Origin of the sequence: Pseudomonas sp. MPC6 (assembly GCF_006094435.1) — a bacterium.
In the GTDB taxonomy this organism is placed as follows: Bacteria; Pseudomonadota; Gammaproteobacteria; order Pseudomonadales; family Pseudomonadaceae; genus Aquipseudomonas.
Window position 1 is genome coordinate 1,193,781 of record NZ_CP034783.1, and the last position, 15,966, is coordinate 1,209,746.

Below are 15,966 nucleotides of genomic sequence, written 5' to 3' on the forward strand. Positions count from 1 at the left end.
CGTGTACAAACTCGGCTTCTTTGTTCCCGACAGTCATGTCGAAGGGGTCAAGAGCGCCGTATTCGCCGCCGGTGGCGGACGGATCGGTGCTTATGACCATTGCGCCTGGCAAGTGCTGGGCCTGGGCCAGTTTCGACCATTGGATGGCAGTCAGCCGTTTATTGGGGAAGCGGGACAGGTCGAGCAGGTTGAGGAATGGAAGGTCGAGCTGGTGGTGGCGGATGAGTTGATCGTGGCTGTGGTGGCTGCGTTGAAACTCAGCCACCCCTATGAAACGCCGGCTTATGAGGTGTGGCGGTTGGAGGATTTCTGATCTTCCGGCTGCTGAAACAAGAAACCCGCTGAAAGTGATTTCAGCGGGTTTTTTGTTGATCGGTTTTTTGTGGTGTTGCTTATGGCCTCATAGCGGCCTACCAGGCACCGAGGATCTAAACCTTGGCACTCACTTCACTGCGATTGACCAACGCTTGCAGGGCATCACTCAAACTCGGCGCCTTGTCGCCAATCAGCAGATGCCACACGCCACCGTCCAACTGGCTGACACCCTGGCAACCCAACGCTTTCAAATCGCATTCCGACAACACCTTGCCATCCGCCAGCTGCAGGCGAATGCGGGTCATCGCGATACAGTCCATTTGCAGCACATTTTCGCCACCGCCCAACGCCTTCAGCCATTGCTGCGCTTCTGTTGACGCCACGGTGGCAGGCTTCGGCGCATCGACAACAGCTGCAGGAGGGGAGACCAGCGCTCGACCCAATGCCGGCATCGCCAGGCGAATCTCATCGGCAATGCTGTCCGCCATCGGCCCGACGACCACTTGCAAACTCCCGCCTTTACCCGGACGCACCACCGCCATCGCGCCCAGCGCTTTGAGCTCAACATCCGAAGCCTTGGTGCGATCCACCATGTCCAGGCGCAGCCGGGTGGTACAGGCTCCAACGGTGATCAGATTCTGCGCACCACCCAGCGCCTTGATGTAGGCCTCGGCCCGTTCACTCTCGGCGATCACCACTTTATCGCCCGCTGGAACATCTTCACGCCCGGGCGTCTTGAGGTTGAACCGGCGAATGCAGAAATCAAACACCAGATAGTAGATCACCGCATAAGCCACCCCCACCGGCAATACCAGCCAGCCGTTGGTGGATTTCCCCCAGCCCAGAATCATGTCGATGAAACCGCCGGAGAAGGTGAACCCCAGATGGATGTTCAGCAGGTTGGTGATGGCCATCGACAGCCCCGTCAGCAGCGCATGCAGCAAATACAACAGTGGTGCGAGGAACATGAAGGCGAATTCGATCGGCTCGGTCACGCCGGTCAGAAACGAAGTCAGCGCCATCGACAGGAAGATCCCTCCCATGATTTTGCGCCGTTCCGGCAGGGCGTTGCGATACATCGCCAGGCAGGCGGCGGGCAGGCCGAAGATCATCATCGGGAACATGCCGGTCATGAATTGGCCGCCTTTCGGATCGCCAGCGAAGTAGCGCGACAGGTCGCCGGTGACGAGGGCGCCGGTGGTCGGGTCGGTGAAGTTGCCGAAGACGAACCACGCCATGTTGTTGAGGATGTGGTGCAAGCCGGTGACGATCAGCAGGCGGTTGAACACGCCGAAGACGAACGCACCCAAGCTGCCGCTCTCCATCATTAGCGCGCCAAAGCCATTGATGCCGTGCTGGATCGGCGGCCAGATCAGGCCGAACACCACGCCCAGGCCGACGGCGGCGAACCCGGTCACGATCGGCACGAAGCGCCGGCCACCGAAGAACGCCAGGTATTCCGGCAACTTGATGTCTTTGAAGCGGTTGTACAGCGCGCCGGCCATCAAGCCGCTGACGATCCCGGCGAGCATGCCCATGTTGATGCTCGCATCGAGCACCTTGAGGGTGGAGATCATCACTAGATAGCCAATGACGCCGGCGAGGCCTGCGGTGCCGTTGTTGTCCTTGGCGAACCCGACCGCGATGCCGATGGCGAAGATCATCGCCAGGTTGGCGAATATGACCTGGCCGGCGTCATGGATGATCGCGATGTCCAGCAGGTCGGTGTCGCCCAGACGCAGCAACAGGCCGGCAATCGGCAGGATCGCAATCGGCAGCATCAGTGCGCGGCCGAGGCGCTGCAGGCCTTCGATGAAGTATTGGTACATGGCGGATCTCCCTGGATTATTGTTGTTGTTCAGCTCAGAGGCCATTGCTGGTGACAGGCGCGACGCACGGCCGCGGCACTGCTCAGCTTGAGCAAGTCCTGGCTGAAGCGTCGGCATTCGGCGGCGTCGAGGTGACGGACGCGATCCTTGATTTCACCGATCTGCACCGGGCTCACCGACAACTCGCTGACACCCAGACCGATCAGTACCGGCGTCGCCAGGGGGTCAGAGGCGAGCGCCCCGCAGACCCCGACCCAACGGTGATGCACCGCCGCACCGGCACAGGTCTGGGCGATCAGTCGTAGCAGCGCCGGGTGCAAAGCATCGACCCGCGAGGCGAGACCGGCGTGGTCACGGTCCATGGCCAGGGTGTACTGGGACAAATCGTTGGTGCCGATGGACAGGAAGTCCGCATGCTCTGCCAGCTGTTCGGCCAGCAACGCGGCGGCCGGCACTTCGATCATCACCCCCAGCTCCGGGCGCTGAGTGAGCTCAAGCTCAGTGCACAGAGCGTCGAGGCGCTGGCGGATGTGGAGCAGCTCATCGACTTCGGTGACCATCGGCAACAGGATCCGGCAACGGGCCAGCGGGCAGACATGCAGCAGAGCGCGCAGTTGCTGATCCAGCAGTTCCGGCCGAACTTGAGCCATGCGAATGCCGCGCAGACCGAGCACCGGATTCGCTTCGGCGGGAAGGGGCAGATAGTCCAGTTGCTTGTCGCCACCGACGTCGATGGTGCGGATGATCACCGACTTGTCGCCCATGGCATCGAGCACGGCTTGATAGGCGAGGCGCTGTTCCTCTTCGTCCGGTGCGGTGTTGCGGTCCACAAACAGGAATTCGGTACGCAGCAGGCCTACGCCGTCGGCGCCATTGGCCAGCGCGTCAGCCGCTTCAGTGCTGGAGGCGACGTTGGCGGCGACTTCGATCTGCACGCCGTCGCGGGTCAGCGCCGGGGTGTGCGCCTGAGTCTGTTGTGCGGCACGACGTTGTTGATGATCGAGTTGCGCCTGACGGACCTCGGCCAAGCGTGCACTGCCGGGCATCCATTCGAGACGCCCGCCATCGGCATCCAGTACCACCGACTGGCCTTGTTGCTGATCCAGCAGTGTTGAGCCCAGTGCCACCAGGCATGGCAAGCCTTTGCCCCGAGCGAGAATCGCGACATGGGAAGTTGCGCCACCCTCGACCATGCACAACCCGGCGACACCTTGCGCGCTCAGTTGCAACAGATCGGACGGGGTCAGTTCATGGGCAGCAACGATAGCCCCGGCGGGCACGTCGTAATGCCAGGTTTCACCGAGCAGGGCGCGCAACACCCGTTGCTTGAGATCGCGCAGGTCGTTGGCGCGTTCGGCCAGCAGTGGGCTGCCCAGTTGCTGCAGCACCTCGCACTGCGCGTCGATCGATCGACACCAGGCATGGGTCGCGGCCATGCCCTGGTCAATGGACCGATTGGCGGCGTCGAGCAACGCCGGGTCTTCGAGCAACGCGAGGTGAGCGGCGAAGATCGCTTCCTCGGCGGTGTTCTTGTGCTTTTTGGCCCGGGCCAGGGTGCTGTCGATTTCGCTGCGGACTTGGTTCCGCGCAGTGTCGAGGGCTTGCAGTTGTTGCTCGGGATCATGGTTGCCGGCGTCCACCGGCAGGCTGATCGCGTTCAGGCGAAACATTGGCCCGCCGACCAGGCCGGGCGCGGCGCAGACGCCGTGCAGCACGCCCGCTTCTGCCGCACGTTTATGCTGGGCAATGGGTGTCGGCGCCATGGCATGGCTGTCTTCGGCCAGCGCTGTGGACAATGCGGCCAATATCGCTTGCACGGCCGCTTCGGCGTCCGGGCCCCGACAACTGACCTGAACTTCGTCGTGCTCGCCGACGGCCAGACCCATCAGCCCGATCAAGCTGTCGCAGGTCGCCGATTTACCGCCGAAATGCAGTCGGGATTTACTCTTGAAGCCTTGCGCCGTCTGCCGGATCAGCGCCGCCGGCCGGGCGTGCAATCCGCCGCGATGGGCGATGCGGATGTGGCCATGGATTTCTTCTCCCTGCACGTCCACTTCAGCCTGCGCACCCATTGGGTGGCGGCGAATGATGTGCAGCAGCGGTTCACCCACCTTGACCGACTTCAAGGTGATCGCTCGTACCTGGAAGTCCTGGCTGTTGGTCAGGATCATCAGGCTGACCAGGCTTTTGCACTGCTGCGCGACCTGGTCCAGGTCGTAGCGCAACAGCGGCTCGCCGTTGGCGACTCGCGCACCTTCCTTGACCAGCATGGAGAAGCCTTGGCCCTGCAACTCGACCGTGTCCAGGCCCAGGTGGAGCAATAGTTCGGCGCCATTGTCGGCGCGCAGGGTCACGGCATGGCCGGTACGGGCCACATGCACCACCACGCCGGCGCAGGGGGCGTGAAGGGTGTCGTTCAGCGGATCGATGGCGATTCCGTCACCCATGGCGCCGCTGGCGAACACCGGGTCAGGGACATCGACGAGCGTGAGCACCGGGCCGCTGAGCGGGGCGCTGAGGGTCAGCTCTTTATTGTTGTTGTGCATGGCTCGGTCTCATCAATAAAAACTACGGATCGGATCATCGCGCCCCTGTAGGCGCTGGCTTGCCAGCGAAGAGGCCCTTGAGGCAAGCGTCGTCGTTGAGGCCGCCTTCGCTGGCAAGCCAGCTCCTGCAGGGGGGGATTCGTTCGGTATTTGAGTTAGTGGGTGCGCGTGACTTTGCTCAAGTGGCGCGGCTGGTCCGGGTCCATGCCTCGGGCGACCGCCAGACCGGCAGCCATGACGTAGAAACTCTGGATCGCCAGGATCGGGTCGAGAGCCGGATGTTCGGCGCGGGTCAGGGTGAGGTCGCGTTCGATGACATCCTCCGGGGCCGCCAGCAATACCCGGGCGCCGCGCTGGCGCATGTCGGCAGCGAAACTCAATAACCCGGCCTGCTCGGCACCGCGCGGGGCGAATACCAGCAATGGATAGTGCTCATCGATCAAGGCCATCGGGCCGTGACGGACTTCGGCGCTGCTGAAGGCTTCGGCCTGGATCGCCGAGGTTTCCTTGAATTTCAGCGCCGCTTCCTGGGCGATGGCGAAACCGGCGCCACGGCCGATCACCATCAGGCGCTGGCAATCGCGCAGGGCGTCGATGGCCAGGCTCCAGTCCTGTCGTGCCGCCTCGCGCAGGCCTTCCGGCAGGGCCAGGCCGGCTTCCAGCAACTCCGCATCTTGTTTCCAGTGCGCGACCAGCCGGGCGCTGGCGCTGAGGGTGGCAATGAAACTCTTGGTCGCGGCGACGCTGCTTTCGATGCCGGCGCACAGCGGCAGGCTGAATTCGCAGGCCGCTTCCAGTGGCGAACTCTCGGCGTTGACCATCGAAATGCTCAGGGCGCCGCGCTTGCGCAGCAGGCGCAGGCTGTTCACCAGATCCGGACTTTGCCCGGACTGCGAGAAAGCGAAGGCCACCTGGCCGCTGACCTTCAGCGGCGCCTGTTGCATGGTCACCACCGACATCGGCAACGACGCCACCGGAATGCCCAGTTGCTGCATGGTCAGGTAGGCGAAGTAACTGGCCGCATGGTCGGAACTGCCGCGGGCGACCGTCATCGCCACTTGCGGCGGCTGACGACGCAGGCGTCCGGCGATCTCGATCATCTGCGGGTCGAGGTGTTGCAGTTGGGCTTGCACGGCCTCGAACGAGGACAGCGCCTCTTCAAGCATTTTTGAAGTCAATGTCTTCTCCTTCGACCATGACGGCGGTCAGTGTGAGTGTGCGATCGAGCCGCACGCAGTCGGCCCAGCTGCCAGGTGCAAGGCGGCCGCGTTCTTGAAGGCCGAGGTAGTCGGCGGGAAATTGCGAAAGACGTTGCGAGGCCTCGGCGATCGGCAGGCCGATCTTCACCAGGTTGCGCAGGGCCTGGTCCATGGTCAGGGTGCTGCCGGCCAGGGTTCCGTCAGGCAGACGCACACCGCCCAGGCATTTGGTGACGGTGTGGCTGCCGAGCTTGTATTCACCGTCGGGCATGCCCGCGGCGGCGGTGGAATCGGTGACGCAATACAGGCACGGGATCGAACGCAGAGCCACGCGGATGGCGCCGGGGTGGACGTGCAGCAAGTCGGGAATCAGCTCGGCATATTTCGCATGAGCCAGCGCCGCGCCGACGATGCCCGGCTCGCGGTGATGCAGCGGGCTCATGGCGTTGTACAGGTGGGTGAAACTGGTCGCACCGGCCTCCAGCGCCGCCACGCCTTCCTCGTAACTGCCGAGGGTGTGGCCGATTTGCATGCGTACTCCGCGACTGCTGAGGCTGCGGATCAAAGCGTCGTGACCGGCAATTTCCGGGGCGATGGTGATGACGCGGATCGGTGCCAGCGCCAGGTATTCTTCGACTTCGGCCATCAACGCGGTGTGGGCAAAGTTCGGTTGGGCCCCGAGTTTGCCGGGGTTGATGTACGGACCTTCCAGATGCACGCCGAGGACTCGGGCGCTGCCTTTGGGCCGCTGCTCGCAAAACTCGCCGACGTCTTTGAGTACACGGGAGATCTCTTCGCCCGGTGCGGTCATGGTGGTGGCCAGCAGCGACGTGGTGCCGAAACGCACATGGGTTCTGGTGATGGTCTCGAAGGCGGTTGCACCTTCCATGATGTCTTTGCCGCCACCGCCGTGAACGTGCAGGTCGATGAAGCCCGGTAGCAGGTAAGGCAAGTCATTGTCCGCCGGATCGCAAGGCTGGCCTTCGATGGACACGACCCTGCCGTGTTGATGGATCAGCCGGCCGCGAACCCAGCCGTGGGCGGTGAGGATGTTGTCTTCGGACATGATCGGTTCTCTCGTTCAGCGGCGCGGCTTTGAGCGGCGAAGCTCTTTATCGGGGAAGCTCTTTATCAACGAAGCTCTTTATCTACGGAGCTCTTTATCTACGGAGCTCTTTACCTGCGAAGCTCTGCGACAAAATCGTAGTAGTCGTTGCGGCAGTAGGTGTCGGTGACTTCGATCGGCGTGTTGTCTTCCAGGTAGCCGACCCGGGTCATCAGCAGCATCGCGGTGCCGGGGGCGATCCCCACCAGCGCGGCGAATTCGTCCGAGGCGTTGATCGCCTGGATGTGCTGCAAGGCGCGGACTACCGGTTTACCGATGCCGTCGAGGTATTCGTAGAGGGAGTCGCCCACCGCCTGCGGCTTGGGAATAATCGTGGCGGGCAGGGTGCTCATCTCGATCGCCATCACCGTGTCATCGGCCTTGCGCAGGCGTTTGAGCCGCGCGACCTTGTCGTTGGGTGAGAGTCCCAGGCGGATCAGTTCTTCGTGGGTCGGCGGCGTGATTTCCCGCTCCAGCCATTGCGAACCGGGGACAAAGCCCTTGAGCCGCAACATCTCGCTGAAGCCTGAAAGGCGCGACAGCGGCTGCTCCAGACGCGGGGTGATAAACGTGCCGGAACCTTGATTGCGCCGGATCAGCCCTTGTTCGAACAGCACTTCCAGCGCCTTGCGTGCCGTGACGCGGGAAATGCCCAGCGTTTCGCTGAGATTGCGCTCCGACGGCATGGCCTGTTCGGCTTTCCACTGGCCGGCATGGATCGCCGCTTCCAGATTGCGCGCCAGTTGCAGGTACAGCGGCGTGGGCTGGGTATCGTCAGGGCGTAGCGCCTGGAGGTCATTCATAGAGGGTGTCCGATGCGGATATTGGAGTGTTGTCGCCCGGTAATGCAGCGAAAACTAATACCACTTAAATACCATGTCAATCAGACCACTTGGCTTGAAGCGCAGGAATACCGGGCCTTATGAGCGCCTTTATCAGGCGTCGGCTTTAAGTGGTATTAGCGAGGGGGATTTTGAAAGCAAAGATCGCAGCTTGCGGCAGCTCTTACACGTGGCAGTGGTATCACCCCGGTAGGAACTGCCGCAGGCTGCGATCTTTTGATTTTATTTTTCGATGGCGACCGAAGGTAGCGGTCAAAACACGAAGCTGGAGGAGGGGCGCCACAAAAGCGCCTTTGCCAGAGAGAGGGATGCTACGGACGAATCTCGATCATCGTGCCATCCGGCACCAGCCCCCAGACCTCGCGCATGTCCATGTTGCGCATGGCGATGCAGCCGTCGGTCCAGTCCAGGGTGTGGAACAGGGCTTCGGGGTTGTCTTCGGTATCCGGAGTGCCGTGGATCATGATCATGCCGCCGGGTTCGACGCCTTCGCGCCGGGCGCGGGCGGCGTCGCTGATGTTCGGGTAGGAAATGTGCATCGACAGGTTGAAACGGTCGCTGGTCTTGCGCCAGTCCACCCAGTAAAAACCTTCAGGTGTGCGTTTGTCGCCTTCCATGAGTTTCGGACCGACCGGTCTTTTTCCCAATGAAATGCGATAAGTCCTGAGCGGCTTGCCGTCGTTGATCAATTGCAGTTGATGGGCCGACTTGAGCACCAGGACTTTTTCGACGACTTTGCCATCCAGGGTTTCCGCCGTGGAGGCCTGGGAAATAGCGACGAACGACATGCAAAACACGGCAAGCAACCAGCGCATTGAAACGATATCCCTGAAAGGTGTCGTGACTATTTTATTTATAGAAGGTTTTTTAACGGATGGCAGGTTGAGCGAGCGGCGGGATCGATTCGGACCGCACGGGGTAGGTCTCGGTCCGCCGGTCTGCGAAGTAGCATTCTAGGGTACGGCCTACCGTACGGAAAGCCAGCTCGGACCAAGGGATGTCGGCCTCTTCGAACAGTGCCACTTCCAGGCTTTCGGGGCCGGCGGCAAAATCCAGGTCCACCAGCTCGGCACGAAAGAACACGTGTACCTGACTGATGTGCGGCACGTCGATCAAGGTATAGATGCTCAGATTGCGCACCCGGGCACACGCCTCTTCAGCGGTCTCGCGAATCGCCGCCTGCTCGATGGTTTCGCCGTTCTCCATGAAGCCTGCGGGCAGGGTCCAGTAACCGAGCCTCGGCTCGATGGCGCGTCGGCACAGCAATACCTTCGAGCCCCAGACCGGCACGCAACCGGCGACGATATTGGGGTTCTGGTAATGAATCGCATGACAGCTATCGCAGACATAACGCAGGCGCGAATCGCCTTCTGGGATGCGCTGGGTTACCGGGTTGCCGCACTGACTGCAAAATTTCATGCTTGGGTTCCTGAATGCTGTGCCTATCTTGGCGTGCGGCGGTGTCAGTCGGCAAGTTGTCGTTTAGCGACATGCTGCGGTTATGGGGTTGGGCGGTCGGTTCGATTGGTGCATGATGCAAGGTAGAGAATAAGTCGAGAAGTCTCATGCTGGACGAGCTACTGCATCGAGTAAGCAACCACACCCCACGCACACTGGAAACCGACATGCGTTTTCCTGAGGCCGCGGTCCTGGTGCCCATCACTCGCAGTGATGAACCGGAACTGGTTCTGACCCTGCGCGCCAGCGGGCTTTCGACCCATGGTGGCGAAGTCGCGTTTCCCGGCGGTCGCCGCGACCCCGAAGACCCGGACCTGGTGTTCACCGCCCTGCGCGAAGCTGAAGAAGAAATCGGCCTGCCGCCGGGGCTGGTCGAAGTGATCGGCCCGCTGAGTCCGCTGATCTCCCTGCATGGCATCAAGGTCACGCCCTATGTCGGGGTGATTCCGGACTTCGTCGACTATCAGGCCAACGATGCCGAGATTGCCGCGGTGTTCAGCGTACCCCTGGAGTTCTTCCGCACGGACCCTCGGGAACATACCCATCGCATCGATTACCAGGGCCGCAGTTGGTACGTGCCGAGTTACCGTTATGGCGAATACAAGATCTGGGGCCTGACCGCGATCATGATCGTGGAGTTGATCAACCTGCTTTATGACGCCAGAATCAGTCTGCACCAACCACCCAAGCGTTTTACCGACACCTGAAGCCATCGTTCGAAATGGCCGAATCTTTTTTGCAAGTGAGCCTGCCTGAGCCTCGAGGGAACATAGATGAAATATCGCTTGGGCGACGCCCGCGTCGAAACCCATCCACAGAGCTGGGTCGCACCCAACGCCGTACTGGTCGGCAAGGTCAAGCTGGAAGAGGGCGCCAACGTCTGGTTCAACGCCGTGCTGCGTGGCGACAACGAATTGATCCTGATCGGTAAGAACAGCAACGTCCAGGATGGCACGGTGATGCACACCGACATGGGCTACCCGCTGACCATTGGCACCGGTGTGACCATTGGCCACAACGCCATGCTCCACGGATGCACGGTCGGTGATTACAGCCTGATCGGGATTAACGCGGTGATTCTCAACGGCGCGAAAATCGGCAAGCACTGCATCATTGGCGCCAACTCGCTGATTGGCGAAGGCAAGGAGATTCCGGACGGCTCATTGGTCATGGGGTCGCCCGGCAAGGTGGTGCGCGAGTTGACCGAAGCGCAGAAGCAGATGCTGGAGGCCAGTGCCGCTCACTATGTGCATAACGCTCAGCGTTACGCCCGCGATCTGGCTGAGCAGGAACCATGAACACCGCCGAACGGCCGGTCCGATCGCCCTGTGTGAATATCTGTGCGCTGGACGAGGACGATGTGTGCACCGGGTGCCAGCGCACGGTGGAAGAGATCACGCGCTGGAGCCGGATGGACAACGAGGAGCGGCGCAGGGTGTTGGGGTTCTGTCATGAGCGGGCCAAGGCCAGTGGGATTATCTGGATGCTGCCTGCGAAATCCGATTCCTGAACCTTGCAGGAGCGAGCTTGCTCGCGATGGTCGTCAACGATAACGCACCCAATCTGAATGAATGCGGTGCCTTGACGTTTCTCACGAGCAAGCTCGCTCCTACAATGTCCTCAGGTCGTCGCCAGCTGAAGCCAAAGCCTGCGGTTCATGTAAAATGCCGCGCTTTCTCCCCATGGGAAGCGCGCTTTCGCTGCAACCCTCGATGATCCGCTCCATAGAGGACCTGAGATGACCCGTATCGGAACGCCATTGTCGCCAACCGCGACCCGCGTCTTGCTGTGTGGCTGTGGTGAGTTGGGCAAGGAAGTGGTGATCGAGCTGCAACGCCTGGGCGTTGAAGTGATTGCCGTGGATCGCTATGCCGACGCGCCGGCCATGCAGGTTGCGCATCGCAGCCACGTGATCAACATGCTCGACGGCGCTGCCCTGCGTGCCGTGATCGAGGCCGAGAAGCCGCACTTCATCGTGCCGGAAATCGAAGCCATCGCCACCGCGACCCTGGTCGAGCTGGAAGCCGAAGGTTTCACCGTGATCCCGACTGCGCGCGCCACGCAGCTGACCATGAACCGCGAAGGCATCCGTCGCCTGGCCGCCGAAGAGCTGGACCTGCCGACCTCGCCGTACCACTTCGCCGACACCTTCGAAGATTACAGCAAGGCTATCGAAGACTTGGGTTTCCCCTGTGTGGTCAAGCCGGTCATGAGTTCCTCGGGCAAGGGCCAGAGCCTGCTGCGCAGCGCCGATGACGTGAAAACCGCGTGGGATTACGCGCAAGAAGGCGGCCGCGCCGGTAAAGGGCGGGTGATCATCGAAGGCTTCATCGACTTCGACTACGAAATTACCCTGTTGACCGTGCGTCACATCGGCGGCACGACGTTCTGCGCGCCCGTCGGCCATCGCCAGGAGAAGGGCGACTACCAGGAATCCTGGCAACCACAGGCCATGAGCCCGGTTGCCCTGGCGGAATCCGAGCGCGTGGCCAAAGCGGTCACTGAAGCCTTGGGCGGCCGTGGTCTGTTTGGCGTCGAGCTGTTCATCAAGGGCGATCAGGTGTGGTTCAGCGAAGTGTCGCCGCGTCCGCATGACACCGGTCTGGTGACCCTGATTTCCCAGGACCTGTCGCAGTTCGCCCTGCATGCGCGGGCGATCCTGGGCCTGCCGATTCCGTTGATCCGTCAGTTCGGGCCTTCGGCTTCGGCGGTGATTCTGGTGGAAGGGCAATCGACCCAGACCGCTTTCGCCAACCTGGGCGCGGCGTTGAGCGAGCCGGACACGGCGTTGCGCCTGTTCGGCAAGCCTGAGGTCAATGGTCAGCGTCGGATGGGCGTGGCGTTGGCGCGGGATGAGTCGATCGAGGCGGCTCGTGCCAAGGCAACCCGCGCTTCCCAGGCCGTCGTAGTCGAGCTCTAACCGAGTCGCGGCATTCGTCGGATCGCCGCCCGGAGCAAGCCCGCTCCCACATTGACCGCATTCTTGCTGTTAGAACTCGGTCACCTGTGGGAGCGGGCTTGCTCGCGAAGCTTTTGCCGTTGCCGTTGCCGTTGCTTCAGGCCACCCGATTCAGATCGTTGTTACGCGTCTCCTTCAGGCACAGCACCGCGATCAAGCTCAACACCGCCGCCCCCGACACATACCCGCCGACATAACTCAGCCCCCCCATCGCCACCAGTTTCTGCGCAAAGAACGGCGCCGCCGAGGCCCCGACGATTCCGCCAAGGTTGTAGGCTGCCGACGCCCCGGTATAACGCACGTGAGTCGGAAACAGCTCCGGCAGCAGCGCCCCCATTGGCGCGAAGGTCACGCCCATCAGAAACAACTCGATGCACAGGAACAGCGCCACACCCCACGTTGACCCTTGGGTCAGCAGCGGTTCCATCAGGAATCCGGACAGAATCGCCAGCACGCCACCGATGATCAGCACCGGTTTGCGCCCGTAACGGTCGCTTGCCCAGGCCGACAATGGCGTGGCCGCGGCCATGAACAGGACCGCGAAGCACAACAGCGCGAGGAAGGTTTCGCGGGTGTAACCGAGTGTCGACACGCCATAGCTCAATGAAAACACGGTCGAGATGTAGAACAGTGCGTAACACACCACCATCGACCCGGCACCCAGCAGCATGGGCGCCCAGTATTGGCTTAACAGCTCCACCAGCGGAATCTTCACCCGTTCCTGGCGAGCCATGGCATTGGCGAACACCGGCGTTTCGTGGAGCTTGAGGCGCACGTACAGCCCGACCATCACCAGCGCGGCACTGAGCAGGAACGGAATCCGCCAGCCCCACGAACGAAACTGTTCATCGTCCAGGGTCATGGCCAGGGTCAGGAACAGCCCGTTGGCCGCGAGAAAGCCGATCGAAGGGCCGAGCTGTGGGAACATGCCGAACCAGGCGCGCTTGCCTTTGGGCGCGTTCTCCGTCGCCAGCAGCGCTGCGCCGCCCCATTCACCCCCCAATCCCAGGCCCTGACCGAAGCGCAGCACGCAGAGCAGGATCGGCGCCCACGCCCCGATGCTGTCGTAGCCCGGCAGTACGCCGATCAGCGTGGTGCATACGCCCATCAGCAACAGGGAGGCCACCAGGGTCGATTTGCGTCCGATGCGGTCACCGAAGTGGCCGAACAGCGCCGAACCCAGCGGTCGGGCAAGGAAGGCGATACCGAAGGTCAGGAACGCCGACAGCATCTGCGCGGTGCCGGAGGTCTGCGGAAAGAACACCGGGCCGATCACCAGCGCTGCCGCCGTGGCGTAGACGTAGAAGTCGTAGAATTCGATGGCGGTACCGATGAAGCTCGCGGTGGCCACCCGGGTGGCGGAGTTCGTCGGTTGCGCAGGCGTGGTGTCGTTATAGGTCGTGCTGGTCGTCATGCGGTTATCCCTGACAGTCATGTGCCCCAGTGGAGCTAATTATTATGGTCGAACACCCAGGGATGTGGGTTTTAACGCAGCGTGCGGGTAGCACAGGGGTATGATTTCAAGCAGGGGTTTGCACTGTGGCGGTATGCCAGATCAACACGCGCGTGACGCGGTTGTCTTCGGTTTCGAGGATTTCCAGCCGATACCGCCCGATCTTCAGGCACACCGCGCTCTCGGGAATCGTCTCCAGCGCCTCGGTGACCAACCCGTTGAGGGTTTTCGGACCATCACTGGGCAGGTGCCAGCCCAGGCTCTTGTTCAGGTCGCGAATCGACGCCGCGCCATCGATCACCAGTCGCCCATCGGCCTGGGGATGGATATGCGGGTTATCCAGGCTGTGCTGGCTTTCGAACTCGCCGACGATTTCTTCGAGAATGTCTTCCAGGGTCACGATGCCGAGCACTTCGCCGTACTCGTCGACCACCATGCCCAGGCGTCGCTGCTGTTTGTGAAAATTGAGCAACTGCAGTTGCAGCGGTGTGCTTTCAGGCACGAAGTACGGCTCGTGACTGGCCGCCAGCAGCGATTCCAGGGTCAGGCTGCCGTCGGGCAGCAAGTGGCGGATCTGCCGGGTGTTGAGCACCGCTTCGACCTGGTTGATATCGCTGTGGAACACCGGCAGGCGCGTGCGTTTGTTGTGACGCAGTTGTTCGATGATGTCCGGGAGGGCGTCGTCGAGGTTGATCCCGTCGACGTCACTGCGCGGAACCAGAATATCGTTGACCGTGATGTCGTCCAGCGCGTGGATACCCGAGAGCGGGTGCGGGCGGCAGACGGCGTGTTCGCGATCGTCGTGCCTATCGTTCGGCGCTTCGTCTTCGCTCTGTTGCACCACTTTGGCTTTGCGCACGAACGGTCGCATCAGCAACTGGCTGATGCCATGAAGTAGCCAGGCAGCCGGGTAGATGATTTTCAGTGGCGCGCCAAGCAAGGTGTTGCCCAGCGCCAGGACCGCGTCCGGGTAGCGCACGGCGAGGGTGCGTGGCAGGTAGTCGGCGAACACCAGCAGGATGGCGCCGGCACCGACGCAAGCGGCCCATGGACCGTTCTCGGCCCAGGTGAAAATCGCCAGCAACGTGCTGATGACCACCACCAGCGCGCGGCACAGGGTGTTGCAGAGGATCAGGCTGTTCAGCGGGAAGTTTAGTTTCGCCACGGGTTTGTCGCTGGAGCGCGAGGCGGTGCGCTGGGCCAGCAAATGTTGTTGTGCCGCTTCGATGGCGGTAAACAGCCCCGACCATAAAATCAGCAGGGCCATGACTGCAAGCATCGGCCCTATGGGCAATTCGTCCATTAATGCCGCCCGTCAGATGTGCAGGATGTATTCACGGACCAGCTTGCTGCCGAAGTACGCCAGCATCAGCAGGCAGAAACCGGCGAGGGTCCAGCGAATGGCCTTGTGTCCGCGCCAGCCCAGGCGGTTGCGGCCCCAGAGCAGCACGCTGAAGACGATCCAGGCCAGGCACGCCAGCAAGGTCTTGTGCACCAGATGCTGGGCGAACAGGTTGTCGACGAACAGCCAGCCGGAGATCAGCGACAACGACAGCAGGGTCCAACCCGCCCAGAGGAAGCCGAACAGCAGGCTTTCCATGGTTTGCAGCGGCGGGAAGTTCTTGATCAGCCCGGACGGGTGCTTGTGCTTGAGTTGATGGTCCTGAACCAGCAACAGCAGCGCCTGGAACACCGCAATGGTGAACATGCCATAGGCGAGGATCGACAGCAGGATGTGGGCGAGGATGCCTGGCTCCTCGTCGATGATCTGCACTGTCCCTGCGGGGGCGAACTGCGCGAGCAACACGGTCGCCAGGCCCAGCGGGAACAGTAATATCAGCAGGTTCTCCACCGGAATCCGCGAGCAGGCCAGCAGGGTCAGGGCAATGACCGCCGCGGCGATCAGGCTGGCGGCGCTGAAAAAATCCAGGCCCAGGCCGATCGGCGTCAACAGATGGGTGACCAGGCTGGCGCCATGGGCCAGCACGGCCAGCACGCCGAGCGTGACCAGCAGGCGTTTGTTGGCCTTGGCGCCGGTGGCCAGACGAGTGCCCTGATAGAGGGTCGCAGCGGCATACAAGCAGGCGGCGGCGAGGGTGGTAAGCAAGCTGGGTGACAAGGGGAGCATAAATCCTGTTAGGCAAGCCCGAAAGGCGCTGAGTTTGGCATAGAACCCACGCCGCACGAAAGTGCGAGGTGTCCGCCAGACGCAGTCTTCGCTATAATCCGCGACCTGCCCACGCCGCAGGCTCGCCGAGCA

At 62.0% G+C, this 15,966-nt stretch carries 15 protein-coding genes; 5 read left to right on the forward strand and 10 right to left on the reverse strand.

The window, feature by feature from the left end; genetic code table 11:
* The first annotated feature begins 1 nt into the window (after position 1).
* Complete coding sequence (locus tag ELQ88_RS07525) at positions 2–313, forward strand: YqfO family protein (protein WP_128870820.1); 312 nt, start codon at positions 2–4, stop codon at positions 311–313.
* Positions 314–428: 115 nt separating this feature from the next.
* Here the strand turns inward: ELQ88_RS07525 and nagE are convergent, their stop codons facing one another.
* From nagE to ELQ88_RS07560, 7 genes are all read right to left on the reverse strand, one after another.
* Complete coding sequence (nagE, locus tag ELQ88_RS07530; RefSeq protein ID WP_138964396.1) at positions 429–2,144, reverse strand: N-acetylglucosamine-specific PTS transporter subunit IIBC; 1,716 nt, start codon at positions 2,142–2,144, stop codon at positions 429–431.
* 29 nt (positions 2,145–2,173) lie between these two features.
* Positions 2,174–4,690 carry a phosphoenolpyruvate--protein phosphotransferase gene (gene ptsP / locus ELQ88_RS07535; RefSeq protein WP_138964398.1) on the reverse strand — a complete coding sequence of 839 codons (2,517 nt, stop codon included), beginning with the start codon at positions 4,688–4,690 and terminating at the stop codon, positions 2,174–2,176.
* 155 nt (positions 4,691–4,845) lie between these two features.
* Entirely contained in the window at positions 4,846–5,868 is a 1,023-nt protein-coding gene (locus ELQ88_RS07540; protein WP_138964400.1) for an SIS domain-containing protein, read from the reverse strand.
* Positions 5,849–6,955 carry an N-acetylglucosamine-6-phosphate deacetylase gene (gene nagA, locus ELQ88_RS07545; RefSeq protein WP_128870823.1) on the reverse strand — a complete coding sequence of 369 codons (1,107 nt, stop codon included), beginning with the start codon at positions 6,953–6,955 and terminating at the stop codon, positions 5,849–5,851. The genes ELQ88_RS07540 and nagA overlap by 20 nt, the downstream gene beginning before the upstream one ends.
* Positions 6,956–7,065: 110 nt before the next feature.
* Positions 7,066–7,797: a GntR family transcriptional regulator gene (locus ELQ88_RS07550; protein WP_128870824.1), complete on the reverse strand. Its 732-nt coding sequence runs from the start codon at positions 7,795–7,797 to the stop codon at positions 7,066–7,068.
* Positions 7,798–8,147: 350 nt separating this feature from the next.
* Positions 8,148–8,651, reverse strand: a complete 504-nt coding sequence (locus ELQ88_RS07555) for a L,D-transpeptidase family protein (RefSeq protein ID WP_128870825.1) — start codon at positions 8,649–8,651, stop codon at positions 8,148–8,150.
* Between the two features lie 52 nt (positions 8,652–8,703).
* Entirely contained in the window at positions 8,704–9,255 is a 552-nt protein-coding gene (locus ELQ88_RS07560; RefSeq protein WP_128870826.1) for an NUDIX hydrolase, read from the reverse strand.
* Between the two features lie 146 nt (positions 9,256–9,401).
* On the opposite strand from ELQ88_RS07560, the gene ELQ88_RS07565 reads away from it, so the two are divergent.
* The 4 genes from ELQ88_RS07565 to purT all read left to right on the forward strand — a co-directional run bounded on the left by ELQ88_RS07565 (position 9,402) and on the right by purT (position 12,214).
* A complete protein-coding gene (locus ELQ88_RS07565) occupies positions 9,402–10,001 on the forward strand; it encodes a CoA pyrophosphatase (RefSeq protein ID WP_138964402.1) in 600 nt (199 codons plus the stop codon).
* A gap of 66 nt (positions 10,002–10,067) precedes the next feature.
* A complete protein-coding gene (locus ELQ88_RS07570) occupies positions 10,068–10,592 on the forward strand; it encodes a gamma carbonic anhydrase family protein (protein WP_138964404.1) in 525 nt (174 codons plus the stop codon).
* The gene (locus ELQ88_RS07575; protein WP_138964406.1) at positions 10,589–10,804 is read left to right on the forward strand and encodes a DUF1289 domain-containing protein; all 216 of its coding nucleotides are present in this window, start codon (positions 10,589–10,591) and stop codon (positions 10,802–10,804) included. The genes ELQ88_RS07570 and ELQ88_RS07575 overlap by 4 nt, the downstream gene beginning before the upstream one ends.
* Before the next feature lie 228 nt (positions 10,805–11,032).
* Complete coding sequence (purT, locus tag ELQ88_RS07585) at positions 11,033–12,214, forward strand: formate-dependent phosphoribosylglycinamide formyltransferase (protein ID WP_128870831.1); 1,182 nt, start codon at positions 11,033–11,035, stop codon at positions 12,212–12,214.
* A gap of 136 nt (positions 12,215–12,350) precedes the next feature.
* Here the strand turns inward: purT and ELQ88_RS07590 are convergent, their stop codons facing one another.
* From ELQ88_RS07590 to ccsA, 3 genes are all read right to left on the reverse strand, one after another.
* Positions 12,351–13,667: an MFS transporter gene (locus ELQ88_RS07590; RefSeq protein WP_128870832.1), complete on the reverse strand. Its 1,317-nt coding sequence runs from the start codon at positions 13,665–13,667 to the stop codon at positions 12,351–12,353.
* A gap of 106 nt (positions 13,668–13,773) precedes the next feature.
* Complete coding sequence (locus ELQ88_RS07595; RefSeq protein WP_128870833.1) at positions 13,774–15,009, reverse strand: transporter associated domain-containing protein; 1,236 nt, start codon at positions 15,007–15,009, stop codon at positions 13,774–13,776.
* Positions 15,010–15,021: 12 nt separating this feature from the next.
* A complete protein-coding gene (gene ccsA / locus ELQ88_RS07600) occupies positions 15,022–15,834 on the reverse strand; it encodes a cytochrome c biogenesis protein CcsA (protein ID WP_128870834.1) in 813 nt (270 codons plus the stop codon).
* Between the last annotated feature and the right edge of the window lie 132 nt (positions 15,835–15,966).